Source organism: Mesorhizobium sp. B2-1-3A, from assembly GCF_006442655.1.
Taxonomy (GTDB): domain Bacteria; phylum Pseudomonadota; class Alphaproteobacteria; order Rhizobiales; family Rhizobiaceae; genus Mesorhizobium.
Window position 1 is genome coordinate 772,999 of record NZ_VFWK01000003.1, and the last position, 25,932, is coordinate 798,930.

Genomic DNA, 25,932 nt, shown 5'->3' on the forward strand with positions numbered 1-25,932 from the left:
CCAGCAGCGCTTTAGGAAACCTATTCCCCGGCTATCATGGCCGTGATCGTCTTCTTGGCGCGCTGGATCGAGGCCGGGCTCATCGAAAGCTCGGTCAGCCCCATCTTCACGAAGACCGGGATCAGGTCCGGTCGCCCGGCGGCCTCGCCGCACATGCCGACCATGATGCCGGCGGCGACGCCGGCTTTTGCCGTCAACTCGATCGCCGACATGACCGCCGGATTGGTGACGTCGTTGAGCTTGGCCACGGTCGGGTTCAGCCGGTCGGCGGCCATGATGTACTGGGTCAGGTCGTTGGTGCCGATCGAGAAGAAGGCCACTTCCTTGGCCAGAGCCGGGGCGATCAGCACGGCGGCCGGGGTCTCGATCATCACGCCGAGATCGAACGTCGCATGCGGCACGCCTTCGGCCTTGAGTTCGGCGGCGCATTCATCGACCAGTGCGCGGGTGCGAGTGACTTCGGAAATATCGGACACCATCGGCAACATCACCTTGATGTTGCCATGCACGGCCGCTCTGAGCAGCGCCCTGAGCTGACGCTTGAAGATGTCGGGCCGGTCGAGGCACATGCGGATGCCGCGCCAGCCGAGAAAGGGATTTTCCTCGTCGGGAAACTCGATACCGGCGATCGGCTTGTCGCCGCCGATGTCGAGCGTGCGCACGATGACCGGATAGGGCTCGAAGGCCTTGGCCAGCGCCATATAGGTCTCGGCCTGCATGTCCTCGGAGGGCAGGTGCATGTGGCGCATGAACAGAAGCTCGGTGCGGAACAGGCCGACGCCCATGGCTCCGGCCTCCTGCGCTGCTTCGATTTCCTCGAGCGAACCGATATTGGCCGCGACCTCGATGACCCTGCCGTCGGCGCGCTTCGGCGTCACCGTCTTGAAGGCGGTCAGGCCGGCACGCTCGTTCGCCGCCGCTTCGACACGGCCGGCGAAATCGGCACGCGTCGCCTCGTCGGGGTCGATGATCACATGGCCGGTGTTGCCGTCGAGCGCCACGTCGTGCGCCGTGCGCAAGGCATTGATCTGGTCGCCGAGACCCAGCACCGCCGGAATGCCGTGCGAGCGGGCAATGATGGCGATGTGCGAGGTGGCGCCGCCATGGCCGCAAATCACCCCGCCTATGCGTTTCAGCGGCGCGCGCGCCAGGTCCCAGGCGCCGATGTCGTCGGCGATCAGGATGGCGCCTTGCGGAATGTTTTCGAGGCTGACGTCATCCTGCCCAAGCAGGACGAGACAGATCTGCCGCCCGACGGCATGGACGTCATCAGCGCGCGCATTCAGATAGTGATCGTCGACGGCGCTGAAATCGGCGGCGATGGCGGACGCGGCGGTGATGACGGCCGAGACCGCGTCGTTGCCGCCCTTGATCGCCTTCTCGGCCTCGCCGGTCAGGCTGTCGTCGGCGGCTATATCCCTGAGTGCCGCGACGATGCCTCGGTCTCCGGCCGACAGGCTGTCCTGCGCCAAGGCCCGGTCCATGCGCGCCTGGACGGCGGCGACAGCAGCGCGGAACCTGTCGATCTCACCGGCGATCTCTTCAGCCTGCAGCGTGCGGCCCTGCCCGGTAATATCAGGCGGGAAATGCGCGAAAGCCGGCCCGATCGCGACACCCTCGCTTGCCGCGACACCGCGCAAGCCATTCGCTTCGCCGGATGCAGCGGGCGCAGATTCGGCCGCTGGTGCGACTGCCGCTTCCGGCCCGGCATCATTGGCCGGGCTCTGCGGCCCCGCTTCATCGTCGAGACCAGCCTTGGGGTTTTCGAGATAGCCGATCAGCGCTTCGATGGCCTCGATGGCATCCGCGCCGTTCGCCCGAACGGTGACTTCCTGGTTCTCCTTGACCGCCAGCAGCATCAGTTTGACCGAGCTCTTGGCGCTGACCGCCTTGCCGTCCTTGACCAGTTCGACATCGGATTCGAAACCCTTGGCGAGTTTGACGAACCGCGTGGCGGGACGGGCGTGCAAACCTTCGTGCACTCTGACGATGGTCGAGCGTTCCATGGCAATACTCTGCTTTCCTAGAGCGATTTCGCCATTTCATCGAAACGGCGAAATCGCTCTAACTCTTTGTTTTTACGCAATTCCCGACGGAAACCGTTTCACATTTTTCCTGGAATTGCTCTTGGCGCCAGGACCGGACGGTCCCAGCGCGGGTGTGTTCAGGCGGCGATGGTGATGATCGCGCCTGTCTCCAGGGCGGCCACGAGCGCCTGGGTATCGACCTGCGACGCGCAGATCTCGCCCGGCCGCTCGGCCTCGGTGGCGCCGTTGAACGAGATGACGACATGGCCCATCTCGAGCACCTTGCTCCATGCGCTGGAGCCAACCGCCGTTATGACGGCTGAAACCGAACCGACGGTGATCGAAGCGCCCTTGGCGGGCGCTCCGTCACTTGGTCCCTGCTCCGTCTTGTGCAGGACGGAGACTTCGGCAAGCTCCGGCGGCGAGCCATCCGCGAACAGGATGAGCACGCCCCCTTCGGCAAGATCCGCCACTTCGGGTCCGATGGAAGTGACCCGTGTTCTCAACAGAACCGTCATATGGCGAACCTCATTTCCTTACTCTCTTTAAAACACGATCAGTGAGACGACCCAGGCGATCAACACCGAGATCGGACCCATGATCTGGCGGCTGATGAGCACCGCCGGCACGCCGATTTCGATGGTTTTCGGCTTGGCTTCACCAAGCGCCAGGCCGACAGGCACGAAGTCGCAGCCGACCTGGGTGTTGTAGGCAAACAACGCCGGCAGGGCCATCGCCGGCGAAATCGTGCCGTTGGCGATCTGCGGGCCGATGATGGCGACGCCGATGACCTGCGCGATAACAGCGCCTGGCCCCAGGATGGGCGACAGGAACGGCAGGCCGCAAATGGCCGAGATGATCAGCAGGCCGACGATGTTGTTGGCCAGCGGACCCATCGGCTGGGCGAGCACATCGCCTATGCCGGTGTAGAGGATCAGGCCGATAAGCATGGTCACGAAGGCCATGAACGGCAGCACGTTGCGCACCACCTGGTCGATGGTACGGCGGCCGGCATTAAAGAAAATGCCGACCACTCGGCCCATGACGCGGCCGATCGAGCTGATCAGGCCGATCAGCCCGCCTTCGCTCGGCAGCGGCTGTGGAGCCGCGGCTGCAGTGTTGTTGCCTGAACTCATCGATGCTGCTCCCCCCGCAGCGGTGACCGCCTCGGACCCGTCCGCCATTGTGACGTTGGCCGGCTTCACGCCCGAAACGTAGATGTCCTCCGTGATGAACTGGGCGAGCGGCCCAGCCTGGCCGACCGGCGTCAGATTGACGGTCGGGATGCGCTTGCGCGGATAGACGCCGCAGCGTGCGGTGCCGCCGCAATCGACGACGACAACCGCCATCTCGCCTTCAACCGGCGGCGCCTTGAAGCCGTCGACGGCCGTGGCACCGGTCATGTCGGCGATAAGCTGGGCCACGGGATGGATGCCGCCGCCGGTGACGGAGACGACCTTGTCGCGCTGTGCGGTCGGCTCGATGACGAGCGGGCCGCCCCAGCCGGTGTTGCCCCGGGAGATCTTTACGGCTTTGAATGTCTTGGCCATGATGTCCTCCCCGCCCTTACAGCTCGACGCCCTGGCGGCGTGCCATGATCATGGTGATGCGCTCGGTCAGCATGCCCTTGAGCAGGATGACGACGAGGCCGACAATGGCGTACCAGATCGCCACCTTGACGTGGTAACCGGCGACGACGACGCCCTTCTTCTCAAGCTCGAGCAGAGCCACGAGAATGCCGCCCCAGACGAAATATTCGCCCGGATTGATGTGCGGGAACAGGCCGAGCGGCGGATGCACATAGGACACGGCCGCGTCATAGAAGGCCGGCTTGTGCTTTTCTTCCAGGAACGATCCGAACGTATAGGCCATCGGATTGGTGAGGAAGAACACCGCCAGCAGCGGCAGCAGCGTATAGCGGGTCAAGGCAATCCTGCCCGCGCCGCGCGCCAGGCCATGCACGCGCTCCTCGCCGACCAGTTCGGTGACGGCGTAGAAAGCGGTCATCAGCACCACCAGCGTCGGAATAATGCCGGTGACGAAGCCGGCGAACACTTCGCCGCCCTTCTGGAAGATGCCGATGAAGTACTTGCCGATGGCGGTCAGCCAGCCGAGTTGCTCTTCCTGCTGGACGTCCTTCAGCTTTTCCTTGAACTGGTCGACGGTAATCGGCCCGCTATCTGCTTGCGCAAGGACAACGAGATGATCAGAAGCATGCTCGACGGCGAACTTGCCATGCAATGCAGCATCCGAGACCATCGCACCTGCGACATGCAGATTGTGCACGGCCATGTCGGCATGCTGCGCCAACAACGAAAATACAGACATTTCTCCTCCTTATGCCGCCCGCCGGTTATCCCAGTCGGTGCGCGGCGTCCTCAGAGCATGATGCCGAAAAGCGTGAAACGGTTTTCGGACGACATCATGCTCTATCCCTTTGATTTAGAGGCGGATTCAGATTTCAGGTCGAACAGACCTGAAATCATCCGACTCTAGGCCCTTGCTACGTTCAAGCCGGCCAGGCCCGGCTTCTTCCCCGGCTCCGACCGTGCTTTGTCGATCTGTTCGATCGCCCGCTTCACGGCCTCGGCCACACCGGGTTCCCCCTCCCCCATGATCGCAGGGTTGGACCGGAGTCGATCGAGGGGAACACCCTCGAATTCTTCATGTCTTTTGAACTTGGTGAAAACGGAACGGCCACTCATCACCATCATGCGGCGCACGATCAGGTCGGGCGTCACCACGACAAGCGCGATGGTGCCCTTGGCCAACCGGCCGCGGAAATTGCCGGCTCCGACGAAGCCATCCTTGTACTGGTCGGTGACGCCCCGGAAGACATCCGAATAGTGCCGCATCTGCAGCCAGACGCCGAGCGACTGCAGCGCCCAGACAATAACCAGCAGAAGCAGTCCCCACTGCCAAATCGCCATTCGGTTCTCCTCCCGAAGCCTCAGTTGAACTGCACCTTGGACCGGCGCGCGACAACAGCAAAGTGAGAACATTTGTTTCCGTGAATGTCAATATGTATGATATTGGCCTTGGTCGCGGTCATCCACAGGACCGTCGGCCGATTTCGGCGGCGGCACGGCTGTGCTAACCTGCCACCAAACGGGATGCATGCAATGGAACTGCCCTTCAGGGATGAACTGGCCCTTATGCCCGACCTGCGCCACCGGTTGCGGCAGTTGCGCTGGTTCCGCGCCACCTTCCGCGGCAGCGCCAAGGTGGTTTCGGACACGTTCGGCGTGCGTTACGAGATCGACGAGGCGAAGCTCACCCGAGCTTTTCTCGACTGGGTCGAGATCATGGAGGCGCAGAAGCGCTTTGCCGCGATAGACCGCGCCGACTTCATCGTCTTTGCCGCCGGCCTCGTGCTGCGCGAACTGATCAAACAGGCGCCGGCCAGGGAGATCTCCGGCCTCGCGCAACTCATCGAGACGGATCAGAATGCCGGCACGCTTGAAATCATCCGCTTCTGGCCGGAAGGCTTTCTCTATACCAACTACTGCGTCTCGGTAATCTCGGCCATCTACGAACAGGAGTTCGGCAAGGCGCCCAGTATCGACAAATGCGCCGACGACCTGCGCACCTGGTGGTCCTATCGCGAGAATGTCACCGAGATGCCGGCCTACGCGGTGGCTTTCCTCGACCGCTTCCTCGGTGCCGAGCCGAACTGGATCACGCCCGACCGCGCACAGTCGCGGCAAGCCATGCAGCGGGCGCTCGGATCCTCCCGCGCAAGCGACGCGCTGCGCCAGCTTTGACTGCTCCCCGGTTTCGAGCCCAAGCGTCTTCAATCCATCGCGCTATTGAACATTTGACTTTTTGCCGATAGCGATGTGCGGAAGTTGACTTCAGGAGACAAGTGCGTGGCGCGACCAAGGCCTATCATTTTCGATTGCGACGGCGTGCTCGTCGACAGCGAGCCGCTGGCAGCCAGGGCCTATGAACACGTCTATGAAAAGCACGGCATGCCAGGCGTCCATGGCGGCATCATCGCCCAGTGCGTCGGCATGAAGCAGTCCGACATCATCGTGCGGATCAGGGAATTGACCGGCCACCAGTTTCCGGCTTCGGCCGACGGCGACATCTGGGCCGAGACCAAGGTGCTGTTCACCGAGGAATTGAAGCCGACCCCTGGCATAGCCGCGTTTCTGGAAACGCTCGAGGGCGACCGCTGCGTTGCCTCGTCATCCTCCGTCGAGCGGATAAACCACAGCCTTGCCGTCACCGGGCTGGCGCATTTCTTCGGCGATGCGATCTACAGCTCCTCGATGGTCAAGAACGGCAAGCCGGCGCCGGACATCTTCCTGTTCGCCGCCGCCAGGTTGGGCGCCAATCCGGCCGACTGCATCGTCATCGAGGATTCGCCCTTCGGCATCCAGGGCGCGGTCGCCGCCGGCATGACGGCGATCGGCTACACCGGCGGCGGCCACACCTATGCCGAGCACGCCGCGCGGCTGACGGCGGCTGGTGCCGATTTCGTCTGCGCCGACTGGCATGAAGTTAGCCGGCAATTGTCCAAGTTCGGAGTGCCGGCCTAGGCCGGCAGAAGCTAGAGAGGCCGCGGCCATTCGTTGCGTGGAATCTCAGCGCCGACACGGAAGTCAAACGACAAGACCCTCGTCGCATCGGTATCAACCTCGCACCGGAAGCTCAGATGGTACCATGTGGTTGTGGTGCTGAAAGCGACATCCGAGCCGTCAACAATATTGCCCGCTTTCAGCGGAACAGATGGCACCCATTTAGGAAAATAAGAGGCATCCAGCAACTGCTGCTGTAACGCGTTGGCGCAAAGTATGGCAGCACGCTGACCGCGACGCACCCCGTCCATCGCGGTCGTGGCAAGTGCATCTCTGGTAGCGCCTTGCGAGTAGAGCTTACGAACACCCGGAAGGCCAGAATCGTTCCGAGATGCGGATTTCGAGGCCTTCGAGGGGCTGGGCTTCGGCGCATTCGCGGGTTTGGGCTTCGGCGCTTCGGCTGATGCGGGAAGCTCGATCTCGCCGTCGGCAGCCAAAGGCGCTGGTGCCGGGCCCTCTTGCTTGGCGGGGTCGAGCGCCGCCTGCTTGTCTGCCTCCTGTTTGGCTGCCTCGGAGTCTGTCGGCGTGACAGGTTGGCTGTCTGCGGGCTTCGGCTCGACCGGCGGCTTCGAAGCATCATCCTTGGCTGGCACCGGCGAACTGTCCTGAGCACTGGCCCCATCCAGGGATTTCCTCGGACCGGTATCCTTGTCGCCGAACTGAAAAACGGGCTTCAGGACATCGACTGGCGGTGGCTTATTAGGCTGCTTTTCCGGCGGAGGTGGCTTTTCAACCTTCTGCTCAGGCGGTTTTTCTACTTTCGGTTCCGGTGGCTTGGGCGGCGGCACGGGAGCAGGTTTCGGTTTCGGCTGATCGGGCGGAGGCACGAGCGCGACACTGACCGGCTGCTCCTCCTGCGGCTTTTGGGGAGGAATTGGCAGGCCATATATCAGGAGCGCCGCGACGAGCACGTGTAGGATCAGCGATGCGGGGATGCCCCACAACAGATACCGACGCCGTTCCAGTGCCTCGTCCTTCATCCTGACCGATGTGGAATGAAATAGCGGCGGCTTCAAGCATAGGCATTGGATTTGCGCGTGTAGCTTGTCGATTCACCACACCCGGGCCAGCCCGGCCAAGGCGCAGCGGCGGCTCAACGAGCGGCTGCCACACGATCCGACCCATCAAGACAAGGGACCGGCCAGTTCGCTGCCGCCATGCCGCCCAACTGACGGAGACTGGTGCCGATTCGTCTGCGCCGACTGGCAAGAAAATAGCCAGCAATTGTCCGGCTCGGCATGCCAAATCTAATTCAGCGGATACTTCGTGAATCCGCGACTGGCCCATTCGCCGGGCGGGATCAATGACCCGACACGGAAGTTGAAGGACAGGACCCTCGTCGCATCGGCGTCGACTTCGCACCGGAAGCTCAGATTGTACCACGTGTTTCTCGTGCTGAAGGCGGCCTGCGGAGGATTAAGGACATTGCCTGTTTTCAGCGGAATGGTCGGCACCCATTTGGGCGTATAATCGGCGCTCTGCAATTCCTGGTCCAGAACGTTGCCGCAAAGGTTGGCAACGCGCTGATCGCGCGGAACGTTGTCCATGGAGCTTGTGGCCAACGCATCGCCGGTTGCGCCCTGCGAGTAAAGCTTTCGGACGCCCGGAAGGCCGGAATAGATCGGCGATCCCGCAGCCTCGGTATTGGCAGGATTTGACCTTCCTGGCTTTCCGCTTGGAGCTTTGAAGGCTGTTGCGGGTTTGAACCTCATCGGCTTTGCCGGTTTTGCCTTTGCCTTTTCGGCAGAGGGTGGCGGCGCAGGCTTGCCGCCAGCCTCGGCAGCCAATGGCTTTGGCTCCGCGACCGCTGGTTTCTCAGTGATTTGCGGCGTCGCCTCCTGTTTGTCAGGCTGCTGTTTGTCAGCATCCTCAGTCACCTGCTTTTCCTCACTTTGCGCGGGTTTTTCGTCCGGTGCGGCGGTTGCCGGCTTCTCGTCAGTTTTGACGGGCTCTGTCTGCTGCTGTTGCGTTGCAGCCGGAGCGGCCTGGGGCGGCGCGGGCTTCGGTTCGACTGGCGGCTTCGCGGCCTCATCCTTGGCTGGCGACGGCGTATGGGCTTGAGCGCTGCCTCCGTCCAGGGATTTCTCAGGCCCGGTATCCTTTTTGCCATATTGAAAAACGCGCTTCAGAACCGGAATGTCCACCGGCTTGGGCGGCTGCTCGGGCGGTTTTTCAACCTTGGGTTCCGGCGGCTTTTCGACTTTGGGTTCCGCTTTGGCTTCCTTTGGCGGCGGCGGAACAGGTTTCGGCTTTGGCTGCTCGGGCGGCGGAGGCACCAGCGCGACATTGATCGGCCGCTCCTCCTGTGGCTGTTGGGAGGGCGTGCGTACGCCGTATACCAGGGCCACCACGAAAAGCGCATGTAGGATCAGCGATGCGGGGATGCCCCACAACAGATTCCGACGCCGTTCTCTTGCTTCATCCTTCACGCTGATCGATTTGGAATGAAATAGCGGCGGCTTCAAGCGTTAGCACCGGATTAGCGCAATTTGGCCGCTGACAGCTTGGTGATCTGGATGATCACACGCAGAAGATCAGCCCGGAATCCCATCCAGAAACCCCTCGTCCAGCCGCGTTTCGCCAAACCAGTTCAGCCGGTTGATGCTGACGAAGCCGGCATCGATCGCCTCGTTCTCGTCGCCCGGCTCACTGGCATGGGCACGCCCGCGCGGAACCGTGATGACCGTGCGATCGCCGTCGCTTTCCACGATCTCGGCGGTGCGGCCGATCTTGTCGCGACCAATGCGCGGCTGGCGGATTTCAGCCGGCAAGGCGGTCGGCAGGTTGACGCTGAGCCAATGGCCCTCTGTCGCCCAATCGGCACGCGACTGCCACAATGAGGCGATCAGCGCGCCAAGCCACCGGTCGTCGCCGTCAATGAAATCGGGATTTTTCACCCGCGAGAAGCCGATCGCCGGCACACCCCAGAAGGTTGCCTCCCGGGCAATGCCAAGCGTGCCGGAATAGGCGAGGTCCTCGGCGACGTTGCGGCCGTCATTGACGCCCGACAGCACCAGATCCGGCTTCTTCGTCTCGGCGAACAGCCATGTCATCGCGCTGACCACACAATCGGCCGGGGTGCCCGAGCAGGAGTACCAGTTCGACTTGATGCGCCGCATCGTCAACGGCCTCGCGATCGTCAGCGACGAACCGGCGGCGGTGCGCTTGCCGTCGGGCGCGACCACCCACACATCGTCGCTCAACCCGCCGGCGGCGTTGGCGAGGCGGGCAAGGCCCGGCGCCTCGATGCCGTCGTCGTTGCAGATCAGAATTCTCATTCTTAGCTTCCTTGCGGCACCGCGATGCGCTGGCCGGTACGGCATTGCGTGCGCAGCGACGGAATGTGGCTTTTGAGATCATCGAGAAGATCGGCGGCGCAGGAATGTCCCAGCGCTTCAGGCCGCCCCGCCTTCTCCCAGATATCGACATTGCCGGAGAGCGTCGGATGGGTCGGCATGCGCACCCAGTCCGCCCGGCCGGCTTTGTGCAGGAGATCGCCTGGAGAACCGGCCGGCAGATGCCCGGTGAGCAGCACAGGGAACCCGGCCTGATCGGCGCGCGGCACCAGGCGTGACGACGGCCCGGCCTCGCCCATGCCGTCATCGGCCAGCAACGGCAGTGGCGGCAACGGATCGGCATCGGTCCAGTCGGCCGCGCTCGCCAAGCGGACAAGCAGAAGCTCGGAAACCCCAGGCAACAAGGCCGCCGTGGCGCCAATCTGCGCCTCCAGGGAGGAACGCATGCCGGCATGGATGGCAAACGGGCCCGGCAGAGCCGCGATCAATTCCAGCGACCGCCCCGACAGCGGCGTCGGCAGGAGGCACCCCTGCGGATGCCTTGCCACCCATTCGGAAATTTCCCGCGCCCGCGCCGCGCCCGATACGGGATCGGCGCCGTAGGAGGCATCGAAGACCAGAAGATCGCAATGCGGGATCGTGTCCATCACGAACACATGGCTATCCGGCACCACGTCGGCCGAATAGGCGACGCGGCTTTTCCCGTTGTCGACGGCGAACCAGACGCCGCCCACGACATGTCCCGACCGCCCGGTCCGGACCGTGAGATTGCCAGTCTTCAACGTATCGCCGGGTTCGAAGATTTCGACCCGATCGTGCGGAACCGGAAAGCGCCTGAAATCCTCCGGCTCGGCATAGGCGGCGAGCGTGGCCGGCGCCTCGTCGCGCGTTTCGGCCGTCATGAAGATCGGGCCGGCATAGCCGCGCGACAACAGCCAGCTCAGCGCGCCGACATGATCCTCGTGGGCGTGCGAGACAAAAAGCGCATCGATGTCGCCGACCGATCCGTTGAGCGCCGGATAATACTCCGCCCCGGAAGCGCCGACCTTGATGCCGACATCGAGCAGGATGCGGTCTTCGCCGCTGCTGACAGCGAGGCTGGTGCGGCCCTTTTCCCCAAAGCCGCCGAGCAGGTCCAGCATCATCACGATGCCGCCTCCGCCGGGATGAGCCATCCTGATCTTATCCGCAGCCGCGCCTGGGCCCCGCTCTCAAGCGTGACCGGATCGGGTTGCTCGAAATGCAAGGTAAGCCCGGGACCGGCGGCAGGCGTGAATTCGACGCGCGCCGCCCCGCCCTGATAGATCACCCGCTTGACGAGGCCGTCGAAGCCCGGACCATCCGGTGATGCGTCGAGATCCGCGGACCGACAGCAGATCTTCGCGCCGGCACGCGGCCGCTCGCCGAGGCGGCAGCGGACCACCAGCTCGGCTCCGAGGACCCTGACCTTGCAATGGCCGCCTTCTTCGCCCGTCAGGACATCCGCCGGCAGCAATATGCCTTGCGAGATGAAGGACGCCACCATTTCATTTGCCGGCTCATGATAGAGCTCGCGCGGGGTGGCCAGCTGCACCAGCCTGCCGCGATCCATCACCGCGATGCGATCGGCCAGCGCCATTGCCTCGGCCTGATCATGGGTGATGTAGACGATGGTCGTGCCGGTGCGCTTGTGGAAGGCTGCGAACTCGTCCTCCATCGAGGCTCTGAGATGAACGTCGAGATTGGCGAGCGGCTCGTCGAACAGCACCAGCGAGGGCGCGGCGACAAGGCATCGCGCCAATGCCACGCGCTGGCGCTGGCCGCCGGAGAGATTGGCGGGACGGCGCTCGCCAAGCCCCTGCAGATTGACCAAGGCGAGTGCGTCCTCGACCTTCTGGCGCGCAACCGACTTGTCGAGCTTCGCCACCTTCAGCGAATAGCCGATGTTTTCGGCAACCGTCATGTGCGGCCACAGCGCATAGTTCTGGAAAACAATGCCGACGCGCCGCTTTTCCGGCGCGACGCTGCCGTCCTTGGCCGACACGACCTCGCCGCCGATGCGGATTTGGCCCGATGTTACTTTCTCGAAGCCGGCGACGAGCCGCAGCAATGTCGTCTTGCCGCAGCCGGAAGGCCCGAGCACGGCGAGAAACTCGCCGTCGGCAACGTCGATCGAGACATCCTTCACCGCGTCGAAATCGGCGAAGCTCTTGGTCACATGGTCCAGGGTCAATCGCGCCATGGCAGAACTCCGCTCGGAAGATGAGGGGCAAGCAGGTTGGTCACCAGCATGAGCGCGAAGGTGACCGCGACCGTGATGACCGACATCGCCGCCGCATAGTTGGAATCGCCGCCTTGCTCGAAGGAAAACATCACCACGCCGATCGTCTCGGAGCCCGAGGACCACAGCAGCGCCGAGACGGTAAGCTCGCTGAGCGCCGTCATGAAGATCAACAGGCCGCCTGCGATCGCCGCCGGAGCAACCAGCGGAAAGACGATGGTGCGCATGCGCGTGAACAGGCCGGCGCCGGCCACCTGCGCGGCCTCTTCCAGCGCCCGGTCGATCTGGTGATAGCCGCTGATGGTCGGCCGCAGCGCCAGCACCAGGAAGCGGGCGAGATAAGCGTAGAGGATGATCCAGACCGTGTTGTAGAGCTGGATGCCGGTGAAGGGGATCGGCCGCAGGAACAGCAGCAGCGAGGCGATCGCCAGCACCACGCCGGGCAAGGCATAGGGCAGTTCGACAGACAGGTTGAGCAGCCGCACCCAGCGTTGCTTGCCCCAGGCGATGAGATAGCCGACAGGCACGGCCACGATGACCGCGAAGAAAGCCGCCGCGATCGACAGCCAGAAGCTATTGAAGAAGGCGCGCTTTGCGGCATCATGCTCAAACAGCACGAAACGGTAGTTGTCGAGCGTCGCCGTCTTGGCGGTCAATGCGATGCCATAGCCGGGCACCAGCGAGGTCAGCACCAGCCCGAACAGCGGCAGGAACAGCACCAGCACGATGAGCAGCCACATGCCGGCCTGGACGGCGGGCCGCCAGCGGCCGAGCTCGTAGGGTTCAGCCGGCAGCGATGTCGAGGAAATACGGTAGTCGCGACGGCGGCTCATCACCTCCTGGGCAAGGATGCCGGCCATGGCGATGACCCCGATCAGCACCGAGAGGAACGCGGTTTCGCCGAGCACCGCCGGACCGCCGCCGGCCAGCTTCTGATAGATGAGCGTCGGCAGCACCAGATAATTAGCGGGAATGCCGAGAAAGGCCGGAATGCCGAAATTGCCGACACAGGAGACGAAGGCCAGCGCCGCGGCCGCCATGATCGACGGCGTCATCAAGGGCAGCACGATGGTAATAAGCACGGTGAACCAGCCGGCGCCACCGGCGCGTGCAGCCTCGACCAGTTCACGCGGCAGCTTGCGCAGGCCGGCCCGCACCAGCAGGAAGACCAGCGGGCCGTATTGCACGCCGAGCAGGAGGATGATGCCCGAGGTCGAATAGAGCGGGTTCTTCGTGCCGAGTGGCGGTGCGGCGCCGAACAGCTTGAGGAACGGGCTTGCCGGACCGAACAGTTGCAGCCAGGCCAGCGCCGTCACCTGCGGCGCGATCATCAGCGGCATGACATAGCACAGCACCAGGGCGCCGCGGCCACGTATGTTGGTCAGCGAGACCAGGACCGCCACCAGCGTTCCCGACAGCACGGCAAGCAATGTCCCGCCGATGCCGACGACCAGTGTGTGCCATGTCGCGATCCAGGTCGCCGGGCTTCTCAGTCCGGCCTGCACGGCCACGGTCGACAGGGTTCCGCCGGGTGCCACGATCTCCTTGACGAGGCGCAGCATGGGCAGCAACGAAAGCAGCACGATGACGACGGCCACCGCCGCCGTCAGGGCCATTTCCTGACCCCGGCTTTCCCTGATGCGTGTTGACATGATTGTGTTTCCTGGGATCGATCCGTCGACGCGAGGGATGCCGCCTGATCGGCATCCCCCGCGATTTGCCGGCTCAGCCGCCGAACAGTTCCTGGAACTTCGCCTTGTCGGCGTCGGTCTTGGCGACGATTGCCTTGGTGTCGAACGGCATCACCTTGACCTTGACGCCTTCCGGCAGCCAGTCGGGGCGGCCGACCGAGGCGCGTGCCGGCAGATAGCCCATGGACAGCGCCAGCTTCTGGCCTTCATCCGACAGAATGAAGTCGACGAACTTCTTGGCGCCATCGACGTTCTTCGCGGTCTTCATGATGGCCACCGGCTCGGTCACAGCCGGCACGCCTTCCGAGGGGAACACGAACTCGACCGGCGACCCCTTCTTCTTGGCGTTCATCGCCATGAAGTCGACGAGGATGCCGTAGGGCTTCTCGCCTGATGCCACGGACTTCAGCACCGCGCCGTTGCCGCGCACGCTGACGGTGTTGTTGGTCTTGAGCTTCTGGAAGAAATCCCAGCCATAGTTCGTATCGCCGGCGAAGCCCGAGAGCAGATAGGCGGCCGCACCCGAATAGAGCGGGCTCGGCATGACCAACCCATCGGCATAGGCCGGCTTGGCTAGGTCGGCCCAATGCTCCGGCTTCTCGGCCGCGGCGGTGTTGTAGACGATCCCGGTGGTGATCAGCTTGCTGCCGAAATAGGTCTTGTCGGCGTCATAGGCGTCGGCCTCGATGCCGTCGAGCTTGGCCTCGGGATAGGCCATCAGCCTGTCATCTTTCTTCAGCAGCTCCATCGAGACCGCGTCGGCGATCAACAGCACGTCGGCCTGCGGGCTTCCGGCGGCGAACTCGGCCGCCATCTTGGTCAGGATGTCGCTGGTTCCGGAACGATAGATGGTCACGTCGATGCCGGGCTGAGCCTTCTTGAAAGCGTCCACTGTCTTGGCCGCGTCGGCCTCCGGCTGCGATGTGTAGAGCGTGAGTGTTTCGGCACTTGCCACGCCGGCAAACAAAGTTGCGGCGAGCGCCAGCTGGCTGGCCAGCAGCTTGATGAATAGCGTCTTCATGAGACCTCCTGTCTTGTCTGTGCATGACCGGTCCGGCCCCTGGCCGGCTCCCCGTCTCTTCCTCCCTGCACGGCGCATATGACTGGTGGATGACACAGCGCGTGGAACTCACAAAATATGTTCATATGTACAATGTCAATTACAAATGAACAGAGATGTGCGACAATCGGCATGCCGCAAGCCGGCATCCAGTTGACATCCGGTCGGTGTTGCTCCGATGAGGGCAACGCCGCCAGACCATGGCTCATGAGGGACCAGAACCGATGCCCGCCGAAAAACCCGGACCGGCCCGTCTGCCGATGGTCTCGTCGGACCTCAACGTCAAGACGGCCTGGCTCTACTATGTCGAGGGCTTCACGCAGGAGCAGATCGCCGAGAAGCTCGATGTTTCCAGGGTGAAGGTCATGCGCACGCTGGCTGCCTGCACCGCGGAAGGCATCGTCGTCACCATGATCAACGCGCCGACCGCCGAGCAGGTGGCGCTCGAGCGGCAGCTGGAAAAGCGCTGGGGCCTCAACGCCGCCGTCGTCATCCCGACACCCTCGTCGCACGAGCATCTGGAGAAGGCGATCGGCCATGCGGTCGCGGCCTATCTCGGCGAGCAGATGCGGGACGGCATGACGCTGGCGATCGGCGGCGGCGCGACGCTGCATGCCAGCCTGGGTTTCCTCGCCCGCCGGCAGCTGAAGCGCGCTTCGGTGGTGGCACTTGTCGGCAGCCTGCCGCATTCGCAATGGATCAACCCGTCGATCGTCGCGGCCAAGGTCGCCGATGTCTTCGAGGTCGACAGCTACCAGATCACCGCGCCGGTGATGGTGGACAATCCTTCGCTTCGCGATCTCCTGTGGGCACAACCGACCCTGCAAGACGTGCGCCGCCGCGCCGCGGCCGCCGATATTGCCCTGCTCACCGTAGGCGACATGTCACCGGACGCCACCATCTTCCGCCATGGCATCGTGCCGTCATCGCTGATCGCGCCATTGAAGGCGAAAGGCGCGGTCGCCAATATGTTGTGCTACTTCGTCGATGCCGCCGGCAGGCTGGTCGATCACGAAGTCAACGGGCGCGTCATGGCCATCGATCTCGAAATGGTCGGCCAGGTGCCGAATGTCGTGCTGGCCGCTGGCGGAAGACGCAAGGTGGCGGCGATCCTGGCCGCGCTGAAAGCCGTCAGCACCAATGTGCTGATCACCGACAGCGACACGGCCACCGCGCTGCTGGCCAAGGGCGGCTAAGACAGCTTTCGCTCCGGCCATCGGTTCGAGCTAGATAAGTCCGCGCTCGCGCAAAAAATCCTCGACGCCGACATGCGTCATGGATTCGAATTCGGCGATCGCCTCGGCAACCCGCCTGCGCTGGGCCGCCAACAACGTGAACACCTGCTTCATCTCGCCGGAAACGCCGAAACGGCTCCAGCGCTCCGCAATATGAGCGGGCAGGCCGATATCGGCGCAGAACGCGTCCAGGCTGTCATAACCAAGGCCGGCGACAAGCTGCTTCGTCTCGTCCGCCGACATGCGCGGCTCGAAAGCGTGATCGTGCAGGCGCTGCGCCACAAGCTTGATATCGGACGGCGAGGCACCCATCACCTTACCGAACAAGGTTTTGACGTCAGATGGGTCGAATGCAGGCATGCTGGCCTCCCTTGAACGCAATCCACTGGAGAACATGGGTCAAGGGTCGACGCCTGACAAGTCGTTTCTGAATGTGAGCCGGCTTCGCAGGCCGGCCTCACCCAACTGTCAACACGGCCTAGACCAGCATGCCCATCGGGTTTTCGATCAACCGCTTGAAGGCGACCAGCAGTTCGGCGCCAAGTGCCCCGTCGACGGCACGATGGTCCGTCGACAGCGTCACCGACATCACGGTGGCTACTCTGATCTCGCCGTTCTTGACCACGGCCCGCTCCTCACCGGCACCGACCGCCAGGATCGTCGCGTGCGGCGGGTTGATGACGGCGGCGAAGTCCTTGATGCCGAACATGCCGAGGTTCGACACCGCCGTGGTGCCGCCCTGATACTCTTCCGGCTTCAGCTTGCGGCTGCGCGCACGGCTCGCCAGATCTTTCATCTCGTTGGAGATGGTGGACAGCGACTTCTCGTCGGCATGTCGAATGATCGGCGTGATCAGGCCGCCGGGGATCGAGACGGCGACGCCGACATCGGCATGCTTGTGCTTGACCATGGCGGTTTCGGTCCATGACGCATTGGCATCCGGCACCGCCTTCAGCGCCATCGCCATCGCCTTGATGACCATGTCGTTGACCGACAGCTTGTAGGCGGGAGCCTCGCCCTTGTCGGTCTTCTTCATCGGGGCTGCAGCATTGATCTGCGTGCGCAGCGCCAGCAGCGCATCGAGTTCGCAGTCGAGCGTCAGGTAGAAATGCGGAATGGTGGTCTTGGCCTCGACGAGGCGGCGCGCGATGGTCTTGCGCATATTGTCGTGCGGGACGAGGTCGTAGGAACCCTCCTCGAACAGTTTCAGCACCTGGTCGTCCGACATCGCCTTCACGGCGGGAGCGGAAGCAGCAGCGGCGGGAGCTTCAGGAGCCGCCGCCGGGGCCTCTTTGGCACCGCCCTTGGCAATCGCCGCGTCAATATCCGCCTTGACCACGCGGCCGTAAGGACCGGTGCCGGTGATGCTGGCAAGGGCAAGGCCCGCCTCACGCGCCAGACGACGAGCCAAAGGTGTCGCGCGTGCGCCCGACGGCGATTGGACGATCTCCCCGCTTGTGGGGCCCGGCAGGGCAGAGGGGGTCGTGACAGAATGCGACTTTGGCGGGACAGCGCCCCCCTCTGTCGACTCCACAGGGAGGGAAATTGGCGCCCTGTCTTGCTTGGCCCCATAAGCCTCGCCATCGGCATAGATCCAGGCGACCGGCGCGCCGACCGGAATGTCGACGCCTTCCTTGCCGGTCACGTCGCGCAGCACGCCGCTGGCCGGCGCGTCGATCTCCATCGCCGCCTTGTCGGTCTCGATCTCGAACAGCACGTCGCCCTTCTTGACCTGCTGGCCTTCCGTGGCGAACCAGCGCGAGATCTGTCCGGTCGCCATGTCCATGTCGACCTTGGGAAGAATGACTTCTGTCGGCATGTCTCAGCGAACCCCTTTCACGAGGTCGCGCGCGGCGGTGATGATGTCGGGAACCTGCGGCACGGTGGCCTTTTCGAGCTCCGGATTATAGGGGATCGGCGTCTCGGCGCCGCCCAGCCGCACGATCGGTGCGTCGAGATAGTCGAACGCCTCGCTCTCGGCGATCATGGCGCTGACTTCGGCGCCGATGCCCAATGTCTTGACCGCTTCGTAGACGCACATCAGCCGCGACGTCTTCTTGACGCTGTCGATGACGGTCTGCTTGTCCATCGGCCGGATGGTCCGGAGATCGACGACTTCGACGTCGATGCCCTCGGCTTCCAGTGTTGCGGCGGCTTCGAGTGCCTTCTGCACCATGATCGAGGTGGCGACGATGGTGAGATCCCGGCCTTCGCGGCGGATATCGGCCTTGCCAATCGGCACCGTATAGTAGCCTTCAGGCACCGGGCCCTTCACCTTGTAGAGCAGCTTGTGCTCGAAGATCATCACCGGATCGGGATCGGCGACGGCGGCCAAAAGCATGCCCTTGGCATCGTAGGGCGTCGCCGGCTGAATGACCTTCAGACCCGGCACATGGCCGAGCCAGGCCTCCAGGCTCTGGCTGTGCTGCGCGGCGGCACCCGTGCCGGAGCCGGCCGGAAAGCGCATCACCACGGGAACGGAAACCTCGCCGCCCAGCATGAAACGCATCTTGGCCGCCTGGTTGACGATCTGCTCCATGGCGAGCGTGGCGAAGTCGGAGAACTGGAATTCGAAGATCGGTCGCATGCCGGTGACGGCGGCGCCGACAGCGACGCCCGCGCCGCCCAGTTCCGAGATCGGCGTGTCCATCACCCGGTCGGCGCCGTAACGGTCGACCAGGTCGCCGGTCACCTGGAAGGCGCCGCCATAGACGCCGATATCCTCGCCCATCAGGAAGACGCGCTCGTCCATGTCCATGGCGATCGCCATGGCTTCCTGGATCGCCTGGGCGTAGCTCAGTTCACGCACCATCGCGTCCATCACGCCTGCTCCGTATACACATAATTTCCAGTCTCGCTCACATCCGGCGAAGGGCTCGCCTTGGCGAACTCGATGCCGTCGGCAATCTCCCGCGCCACGGCGTCGCGAATGGCCTCGATGCCCTTGTCGTCGATGAAGCCGAATTCCCGCAATTCGTTCTCGAACAGCGTGATCGGGTCGCGGTTCGACATCCAGTCCTCGATCTCTTCCTTGGTGCGATAGCGATTGCGGTCGCTCTTGGAATGGCCGCGATGGCGGTAGGTCTTGGATTCGATGAGCGTCGGCCCCTCGCCCGCGCGCGCCCGTTCGACGGCCTTGTACGAAGCCTCGGCGACTTCGGAGAAGATGTTGCCGTTGACGATGACGCCGGGCATCGAATAGGCGGCGGCGCGATCGGCGATGTTCTTCACCGCGGTCGAACGGGCCGTCGATGTCGACATGCCGTAGCCGTTGTTCTCGCAGACGAAAATGACAGGCAGCTTCCAGACCGCCGCCATGTTCAGCGCTTCGTGGAAGGCGCCCTCATTGTTGGCGCCGTCGCCGAAGAAGGAGACGACGACCTTGCCGGTCTTCATCATCTTGGAGGAGAGCGCAGCACCGACGGCGATCGGAATGCCGCCGCCGACAATGCCGTTGGCACCGAGATTGCCCTTGGCGACATCGGCGATGTGCATCGAGCCGCCACGGCCCTTGCAGTAGCCGGTGGTCTTGCCGAAGAACTCGGCGAACATGCGCTTCACCTCCGCACCCTTGGCGATGCAGTGGCCATGGCCGCGATGCGTCGAGGTGATCTGGTCATCCTCGCCAAGCGGCATGCAGATGCCCATGGCGCTGGCTTCCTGGCCGATCGACAGGTGCATGGTGCCGTGGATCAGGCCGCGCGTGTAGCTTTCCTCCGCGCCCTCTTCGAAGCGGCGGATGAGGTACATCTTGTAGAGCACCTGCTTGAGCTGCTCGGCGCTGTACTGGCGATAGACGAAAGGCAGGTTGGCGCGGCTGTCCGCGACGGCTTTGCTGGCTGTGGCCATGATCAGGCTCCCACGGTTCCGTAGACGAGTTTGTCCTGGCGAGCGCGCAGCTCCGCGATCTTCGAGCCCGGCGCAGGGGCCGCATTGGCATAGGTGATGAGCTCACCCTTCTTGATCGGCGCCGTCACCGAACCGCCCTGCAGCAGGCCGCAAGGAATGGCCCGCGCCGCATGCGCTTCCGGCGCCGTCATGATCCAGGCCCGGTAGCAATATTCGCCGATCGCATCGAGCTTCTCGCCCGGCTGCATGTCCTTCTTTGCGACCGCCGCAACTTCAGCCACCGGCTTTGCCAGCGGCACCATGTCTGCCTTGCCGTAAAGGACGACGCGGGCGCAGGTCAGCGGCACTTCGAGCGAGGTCAGGTGATAGGGGCGATGGAAGGTGAAATACGGGCCCTTGCCCATCTTCAGGTCTTCCATGCGCTCCGAAATGCGCGGATGCGACATGTCGGCGACGACGAAGACGCCGGGCGCCACGCCCTTGCCGATCGAGTAGTCGACGACGCCGACCCTGGACAGCACGCCGCCATCCTTCTCAGGCACCAGGACTTTCGAGAGTTCGCCGAGTGTCGCGGCCGGACCATGCATGCCGGCCTTGTCCGGCACCAGGCCGGTGGCATTGGCGATCGCCGCCATTTCGACCATGGTCTTGGAGCCATCGACGAATTCGACCAGCATGCGCACATTCATGTGCCGGCGCTTGGCCTCTTCCTCGTAGGCGGGCGGCGTGGCGTCGATGTTGAGCGGGTTGTTCTTGCCCTTGCCGGCGGCGACGATCGGATGGCCCATGGCCGAAACGAACTCGATCAGTTCCATGCAGGAGGACGGCTCGTCGCCCGCGCCCAGCGAATAGGTGACGCCGAGCCGGTCGGCCTCGCTCTTCAGATAGGCGCCGATGGTGACGTCGGCCTCGACATTCATCATCACCAGATGCTTGCCGTGCTCCATGGCGCGCAAGCCGATCTCGGCACCGACGGCGGGAACGCCGGTCGCGTCGATGACCACATCGATGAGATCATTGTTGATGACCAGGTTGGCGTCGTTGGTGACCGCCACCTTGCCGGCTTCCATGGCCTCCGTCATCGCCGAAGCGCTCGACACTTCGCGCGCATGGCCGGTTTCCTGGAAGGCGATATCCACCGCCTTGCTGGCGGCCGGCAGGTTCAGCTCCGAGATCGCGCCGATCTCGATGCCGGACATATGGGCGACGCGGGTGACGATGTCGGTTCCCATCTCGCCGGAGCCGATCAGGCCGATGCGGATGGGCTTGCCCGACTTGCCACGCTCATCGAGATCGCGGGCAAGGCCCGTCAACGAAATATTGGAAGCCATACCGCTTATTCCTCCCACATTGCAGGCTTGTTCAAGTGCTTGACGGGTATTGAACATCTGTATTTCTGTCAAGACTAATGTCCAAAATTACCGCACTTTCGTGCCCTTTCCGGAGGCTTGCGGGAGGCGCGGAATGGCCACCGGCAAAAGCTGGAAGCCACGCGTTGCGGCAGGCTGTCCGGGATGCGGAACAGCCGTCGAGCCGCGAAGCCGCGCGGCGGACGCCGCGATGTTCCGGTAAAGGCGGCTACTTGATGCCGGCCCGCATGAAACTCTGCACGAACTGGCGCTGGAACAGCAGGAAGCCGATCAGCAGCGGCGCCGAGGTCATCAAGGCGGCTGCCGAGATGATGCTCCACTGTACGCCCTGATCGGGCGAGGCGAAGACCTGCAGGCCGACCGTCAGCGGCCGGGTCGAGACCGAGTTGGTGATCACCAGCGGCCACAGGAGATTGTTCCAGTGATAGCTGACCGAGACCAGCCCATAGGCGACATAGATCGGGCGCGACAGCGGGACGTAGACCTTGAGCAGGATGCCAAGCGGTCCGGCCCCTTCGACGCGTGCGGCGTCGTCGAGTTCCTTGGGCACGGTCAGGAAGGCTTGACGCAGAAGGAAGATGCCGAAGGCCGACGCCATGTAGGGCAGGCCCATCGCCAGCACTGTATCGACGAGGCCTAGCTTGACCATGGTGCGGTAGTTCTCGACCAGCAGCACCTCGGGCATGATCATCAGCTGGATCAGCACCAGCATGAACACCAGCGTCTTGCCGCGGAAATCGTAGCGGGCGAAGGCATAGGCGGCGAGCGTGCAGATGACGAATTGCGAGGCCAGGATGACCGTGATCAGCACGAAGGTGTTGAGGAAATAGCGTGCGAACGGAGCCGCGTTCCATGCTTGGATGAAATTGCCGAATGTCAGGGGCGCCGTCAGGTCGAAGCGCACTTCGTATTCGGCAGGATGGAACGCCATCCACACCGCATAGAGCAGCGGCAGGATCCACAGCGCGCCGAGCAGGTAGCAGCCGATCACCTCGATGGCGTGCCAGAAGCCTTGTTCGCGCGACTGGACCGGCTGGGGGAGAGCGGTGACGGTCATTTGTAGTGGACCCTCCGGTCGAGAATGCCGAACTGCACGAAGGCGAGCGCAGCGAGCAGTGCCAAGAGCACCATGGTCAGCGCGGCGGCATAGCCGGTATCCCAGAAGCGGAACGCCGTCTGGTAGATGTAGTAGAGGAGCAGCGTGCTGGCATTGTCGGGGCCGCCACGGGTCATGACGATGACGTGGTCGATCAGCCGGAACGAATTGATGATGGCGTTGATCAGTACGAACAAAGTCGTCGGCATCAGCAGCGGGAAGGTGACGCGCCGAAAGAAGTACCAGCGCCCGGCGCCCTCGAGAGCCGCGGCCTCCGACAGCGACGGGCTGATCTGCTGCAGCGCCGCCAGGTAGAAGATCATGAAGAAGCCGGCTTCCTTCCAGACCGCCAACACCATGAGGCTGCCCAGCGCCGTCGAGCCATCACCCAGCCAGTTGCGCTCGGCAAAGCCGAACAGGCCAAGGAAGCGGTCGATGAGACCGTAGCCGGGCGTGTAGAAGAACAGCCAGATGTTGGCCACCGCGATCATCGGCAGGATGGTGGGCAGGAAGAACGACATGCGCAGCAGGGCCTTGCCGCGGATGGACGAGTTGACGATCAGCGCCATCAGCATGGCGAGGCCGATCGCCACCGGCACCGTGCCGATGGCATAGATGGCATTGTTTTTCAGCGCGGCCAGGAACACCGGGTCGCTCAGCATGTCGCTGTAGTGGCCGAGCCCGACGAACTTTGCCGGGCGTACGCCGCGCGGCGTGTTGTAGAAGCTGTTGACCAGCGTCATCACCGCCGGGATGTGGGTGAACGCCGCCAGCAGCACGACGGCCGGCAACAGCAGCAGCCACGCGGTGATCTGATTTCGTCCTTGTGTCACGAGACACCCTTTCCTGTCGCTCTGGCGGAAAGGACGGCGGATCGGCTTCGACCGCCGCCCTTCGTATCGGTCAGCGATACTGTTTCAGGATGCGGTCGGCTTCCTGCTGCGCATCGCCCATCGCCTGCGCCGGCGTCTTGGTGCCGGTCAGCGCGGCCTCGATGCCGTCATCGATGACGCGGGCGACACGCTGGTTCTCATGCGTCGAAAGCTCCGGCACCATGTAGGGGATCTGGTCGTGCGGGACGGCGGCACCCGGGAATTCCTTGACATAGGCCTGCATCGCCGGCGTGTTCCAGGCATCGTCGCGCGGCGCGATATAGCCGGTCTTGATGCTCCATTCGGCGGCCTGGTCGGCCGAGGTCAGCCATTTCGCGAACTGGAAGGCCGCCTGCTGCTTCTCGGGCGCCGTGCCGTTGAAGATAAAGATGTTGCCGCCGCTGGTCGGCGCGCCGCGCTTCTTGTGCTCCGGCAGCATCTGCACGCCGAACGGGAACGGTGCATTGGTCTTGACGTTGGTCAAATTGCCGCTGGTCGTGGTGATCATGGCGGCACGGCCCTCGAAGAAGTCCTTCGGGTTGGTCGCCCACTCGATCACGCCGGGCTTCATCACCTTGTGCTTGAGCGCCAGGTCCGTCCAGTACTGCAGTCCTTCGACGACCTCGGGGGAATCGAAATAGGTCTTGTCCCCCGAAACATCGGCGATCGTGCCGCCATTCTGGGCGACATAGCCCTGCAGCAACCAGTAGGAGGTCAGCGACGACGGCACCTGCATGCCCCATTGCGTGACGTTGCCGCTGACGTCGCGTTTGGTCAGCTTGGTGGCGAAATCGACGACTTCTTCCCAGTTCTGCGGGCCGACATCCGGGTTGAGGCCGGCCGCCTTGAAGGCATCCTTGTTCCAGAAGAACACGGTCGTACCGCGCTGGAAGGGGATGCCCCAGGTCTTGTCCTCGCTCTTGCTGTTGGTCATGAACACCGGCGAAAATCCGGCGAGCCAGGCCTTGTCGTCGTCGGTCTTGACCAGGTCGTCGATCGGCGCGATCGCGCCCTCGTCGATCAGCGTGAAGAGATCGGCCGACAGCATGACCGCCAGTTCCGGCGGCTGGCCGGCCTTGAACGCGGTCAGCGACTTGCTGATCGTCTCGGAATAGGTGCCTGAGTAGATCGCCTTGACCTTGATGTCGGGATTGGCCGCCTCGAACCGAGTGATCAGGTCATCGACGATCTTGGTCACCGGACCGCCGATGGCCACGGGATAATAGAAACTGACTTCGACCGGCTCGGCCTGCGCCGCGCCAAGGCTCAGGCCTGCCCCCAACAGCGCGGCGCCAAGCCACTTGCCACTTCTTGCAAACATCGTTTCCTCCGGTTTGTGATATTCTCTCGTTGTCGTCGCCAATCGGCCTGCTTCGAGACCGCGGGCCGTTCCCGGCAGGTCAGGGCACCGCGCGCAGCACGCGCTCGCCGACCGCCTGACCGACCAATACCTTGCGCTCGGCCCTGTTGCCGTCCGCCTCGTCGAAGACGTGCATGGCGTCGGGCAGCCAGCCCAGCCGCACCTGGTCGCCAACGGACTGCCGACGGATGCCGTCCACCCGCACCTGCAGAAGCTGGTCGCCGACGGCGCACTCCAGAATGCTGTCTGCGCCGTGATATTCGATGCCGCGGATCATGGCGGGAACGACGCCATCCGGCTCGATCCGGATCTCCTCCGGCCGCAGCCCGAGCGACAGCCCATCGCCTTTGCCTTCGACCAGTGCCGGCCCCGCCGATCCCTTGATTATGGCGCCGGCCGGCCCATCGGCCAGCGAGACGAGGTTCATCGGCGGCGTGCCGATGAACTTTGCCGCGAACGACGTCGCCGGCCGCAGATAAAGCCCTGCCGGCTCCGCCTTCTGCTCGATGCGGCCGCCGCGCATGAGGATGACCTGATCGGCAAGGCTCATCGCCTCGATCTGATCATGCGTGACATAGACCATGGTCATGCCCAGCGCCTGCTGGATGGTGCGTATTTCCTTGCGCATCTCGTGACGAAGCTGCGCGTCGAGGTTGGACAGCGGCTCGTCCATCAGGCACACCGACGCCTCCGCGACGATCGCCCGGCCGAGGGCTACGCGCTGCTGCTGACCGCCCGAAAGCTGGGAAGGCTTGCGGTCAAGAAGCGCCCCCAGCCCGAGAATGTCGGCTGCCTTCTTGAGGCGGCGCGTCCGCTCCCCGGCCGGCACCCGCCGTACCTTGAGACCGAATATGATGTTTTCCGCAACGCTGAGGTGCGGGAAGAGCGCATAGGACTGGAACACCATGGCCAGGCCGCGCTTGGCCGGCGGCTGCACGGTGACGTCCTTGCCGCCGATGAAGATCTGGCCGGAAGTGACCGAATCTAGGCCGGCAATCAACCGCAGCGTCGTCGACTTGCCGCAGCCTGACGGTCCAAGCAGCACCGTCAGGGTGCCGGGCTTCACCTCGAAGCTGACATCCTTCACGGCGTCAAAGGTCGCCCACCTCTTGTTGAGGTTCCTGATCTCGATGCCGGACATGGTGCCTCCCTGTTCCGGTAACCTCCCGCCCGATCCCTCCGGAATCCGCGCAGCGAAGACGCGCTCGGGCTGGCGATCCGTTGATCGCTAAA

At 63.6% G+C, this 25,932-nt stretch carries 24 protein-coding genes; 3 read left to right on the forward strand and 21 right to left on the reverse strand.

Annotation, left to right across the window (positions count from 1 at the left end):
- Positions 1–20: 20 nt before the first annotated feature.
- The 5 genes from ptsP to FJ977_RS15085 all read right to left on the reverse strand — a co-directional run bounded on the left by ptsP (position 21) and on the right by FJ977_RS15085 (position 4,957).
- Positions 21–2,006: a phosphoenolpyruvate--protein phosphotransferase gene (ptsP, locus tag FJ977_RS15065; RefSeq protein WP_140772541.1), complete on the reverse strand. Its 1,986-nt coding sequence runs from the start codon at positions 2,004–2,006 to the stop codon at positions 21–23.
- Positions 2,007–2,164: 158 nt separating this feature from the next.
- Complete coding sequence (locus tag FJ977_RS15070) at positions 2,165–2,545, reverse strand: PTS glucitol/sorbitol transporter subunit IIA (protein ID WP_140772543.1); 381 nt, start codon at positions 2,543–2,545, stop codon at positions 2,165–2,167.
- 27 nt (positions 2,546–2,572) lie between these two features.
- Positions 2,573–3,577 carry a PTS glucitol/sorbitol transporter subunit IIB gene (locus FJ977_RS15075; protein ID WP_140772545.1) on the reverse strand — a complete coding sequence of 335 codons (1,005 nt, stop codon included), beginning with the start codon at positions 3,575–3,577 and terminating at the stop codon, positions 2,573–2,575.
- Positions 3,578–3,593: 16 nt separating this feature from the next.
- Entirely contained in the window at positions 3,594–4,355 is a 762-nt protein-coding gene (locus tag FJ977_RS15080) for a PTS glucitol/sorbitol transporter subunit IIC (RefSeq protein ID WP_140772547.1), read from the reverse strand.
- A 164-nt stretch (positions 4,356–4,519) separates the two neighbouring features.
- Entirely contained in the window at positions 4,520–4,957 is a 438-nt protein-coding gene (locus FJ977_RS15085) for a transcriptional regulator GutM (RefSeq protein WP_115140659.1), read from the reverse strand.
- Positions 4,958–5,149: 192 nt separating this feature from the next.
- Here FJ977_RS15085 and FJ977_RS15090 point away from each other — a divergent pair, with 192 nt between their 5' ends.
- The gene (locus tag FJ977_RS15090; RefSeq protein WP_140772549.1) at positions 5,150–5,791 is read left to right on the forward strand and encodes a hypothetical protein; all 642 of its coding nucleotides are present in this window, start codon (positions 5,150–5,152) and stop codon (positions 5,789–5,791) included.
- Between the two features lie 105 nt (positions 5,792–5,896).
- Positions 5,897–6,571 carry an HAD family phosphatase gene (locus FJ977_RS15095; RefSeq protein ID WP_140772551.1) on the forward strand — a complete coding sequence of 225 codons (675 nt, stop codon included), beginning with the start codon at positions 5,897–5,899 and terminating at the stop codon, positions 6,569–6,571.
- An 11-nt stretch (positions 6,572–6,582) separates the two neighbouring features.
- On the opposite strand, the gene FJ977_RS15100 is transcribed toward FJ977_RS15095, so the two are convergent.
- The 7 genes from FJ977_RS15100 to FJ977_RS15130 form a co-directional block, all read right to left on the reverse strand.
- Entirely contained in the window at positions 6,583–7,590 is a 1,008-nt protein-coding gene (locus tag FJ977_RS15100) for a DUF930 domain-containing protein (RefSeq protein ID WP_140772552.1), read from the reverse strand.
- 267 nt (positions 7,591–7,857) lie between these two features.
- Entirely contained in the window at positions 7,858–9,039 is a 1,182-nt protein-coding gene (locus FJ977_RS15105) for a DUF930 domain-containing protein (protein WP_140772831.1), read from the reverse strand.
- 105 nt (positions 9,040–9,144) lie between these two features.
- The gene (surE, locus tag FJ977_RS15110) at positions 9,145–9,888 is read right to left on the reverse strand and encodes a 5'/3'-nucleotidase SurE (protein WP_140772554.1); all 744 of its coding nucleotides are present in this window, start codon (positions 9,886–9,888) and stop codon (positions 9,145–9,147) included.
- Between the two features lie 2 nt (positions 9,889–9,890).
- The gene (locus FJ977_RS15115) at positions 9,891–11,051 is read right to left on the reverse strand and encodes an MBL fold metallo-hydrolase (protein ID WP_140772833.1); all 1,161 of its coding nucleotides are present in this window, start codon (positions 11,049–11,051) and stop codon (positions 9,891–9,893) included.
- Entirely contained in the window at positions 11,051–12,127 is a 1,077-nt protein-coding gene (locus FJ977_RS15120) for an ABC transporter ATP-binding protein (protein ID WP_140772556.1), read from the reverse strand. Before FJ977_RS15120 ends, FJ977_RS15115 begins: the two co-directional genes overlap by 1 nt.
- Positions 12,115–13,818, reverse strand: coding sequence for an iron ABC transporter permease (locus tag FJ977_RS15125; protein ID WP_140772558.1), 1,704 nt, complete (start codon positions 13,816–13,818; stop codon positions 12,115–12,117). The genes FJ977_RS15120 and FJ977_RS15125 overlap by 13 nt, the downstream gene beginning before the upstream one ends.
- Before the next feature lie 73 nt (positions 13,819–13,891).
- Positions 13,892–14,878 carry an ABC transporter substrate-binding protein gene (locus FJ977_RS15130; RefSeq protein ID WP_140772560.1) on the reverse strand — a complete coding sequence of 329 codons (987 nt, stop codon included), beginning with the start codon at positions 14,876–14,878 and terminating at the stop codon, positions 13,892–13,894.
- Between the two features lie 263 nt (positions 14,879–15,141).
- Here FJ977_RS15130 and FJ977_RS15135 point away from each other — a divergent pair, with 263 nt between their 5' ends.
- Positions 15,142–16,113: a sugar-binding domain-containing protein gene (locus FJ977_RS15135; RefSeq protein WP_140772562.1), complete on the forward strand. Its 972-nt coding sequence runs from the start codon at positions 15,142–15,144 to the stop codon at positions 16,111–16,113.
- A gap of 30 nt (positions 16,114–16,143) precedes the next feature.
- Here the strand turns inward: FJ977_RS15135 and FJ977_RS15140 are convergent, their stop codons facing one another.
- The 9 genes from FJ977_RS15140 to FJ977_RS15180 all read right to left on the reverse strand — a co-directional run bounded on the left by FJ977_RS15140 (position 16,144) and on the right by FJ977_RS15180 (position 25,840).
- Positions 16,144–16,512, reverse strand: coding sequence for a hypothetical protein (locus tag FJ977_RS15140; protein WP_140772564.1), 369 nt, complete (start codon positions 16,510–16,512; stop codon positions 16,144–16,146).
- Positions 16,513–16,630: 118 nt separating this feature from the next.
- Positions 16,631–17,971, reverse strand: coding sequence for a pyruvate dehydrogenase complex dihydrolipoamide acetyltransferase (locus FJ977_RS15145; protein WP_140772566.1), 1,341 nt, complete (start codon positions 17,969–17,971; stop codon positions 16,631–16,633).
- Positions 17,972–17,974: 3 nt separating this feature from the next.
- Entirely contained in the window at positions 17,975–18,973 is a 999-nt protein-coding gene (locus FJ977_RS15150; protein WP_140772568.1) for an alpha-ketoacid dehydrogenase subunit beta, read from the reverse strand.
- Positions 18,973–20,001 carry a thiamine pyrophosphate-dependent dehydrogenase E1 component subunit alpha gene (locus FJ977_RS15155; RefSeq protein WP_140772570.1) on the reverse strand — a complete coding sequence of 343 codons (1,029 nt, stop codon included), beginning with the start codon at positions 19,999–20,001 and terminating at the stop codon, positions 18,973–18,975. The genes FJ977_RS15150 and FJ977_RS15155 overlap by 1 nt, the downstream gene beginning before the upstream one ends.
- A 2-nt stretch (positions 20,002–20,003) precedes the next feature.
- The gene (locus FJ977_RS15160) at positions 20,004–21,332 is read right to left on the reverse strand and encodes an NAD(P)H-dependent oxidoreductase (protein WP_140772572.1); all 1,329 of its coding nucleotides are present in this window, start codon (positions 21,330–21,332) and stop codon (positions 20,004–20,006) included.
- Between the two features lie 247 nt (positions 21,333–21,579).
- On the reverse strand, positions 21,580–22,428 hold the full coding sequence (locus tag FJ977_RS15165; protein ID WP_140772574.1) for a carbohydrate ABC transporter permease: 849 nt from the start codon (positions 22,426–22,428) through the stop codon (positions 21,580–21,582).
- Positions 22,425–23,300 (reverse strand): sugar ABC transporter permease, encoded by an 876-nt coding sequence (locus FJ977_RS15170; protein ID WP_140772575.1) that lies wholly within the window; start codon positions 23,298–23,300, stop codon positions 22,425–22,427. Before FJ977_RS15170 ends, FJ977_RS15165 begins: the two co-directional genes overlap by 4 nt.
- A 70-nt stretch (positions 23,301–23,370) precedes the next feature.
- Positions 23,371–24,660: an ABC transporter substrate-binding protein gene (locus FJ977_RS15175; protein ID WP_140772577.1), complete on the reverse strand. Its 1,290-nt coding sequence runs from the start codon at positions 24,658–24,660 to the stop codon at positions 23,371–23,373.
- A gap of 79 nt (positions 24,661–24,739) precedes the next feature.
- Entirely contained in the window at positions 24,740–25,840 is a 1,101-nt protein-coding gene (locus tag FJ977_RS15180) for an ABC transporter ATP-binding protein (protein ID WP_140772579.1), read from the reverse strand.
- Positions 25,841–25,932: the final 92 nt, after the last annotated feature.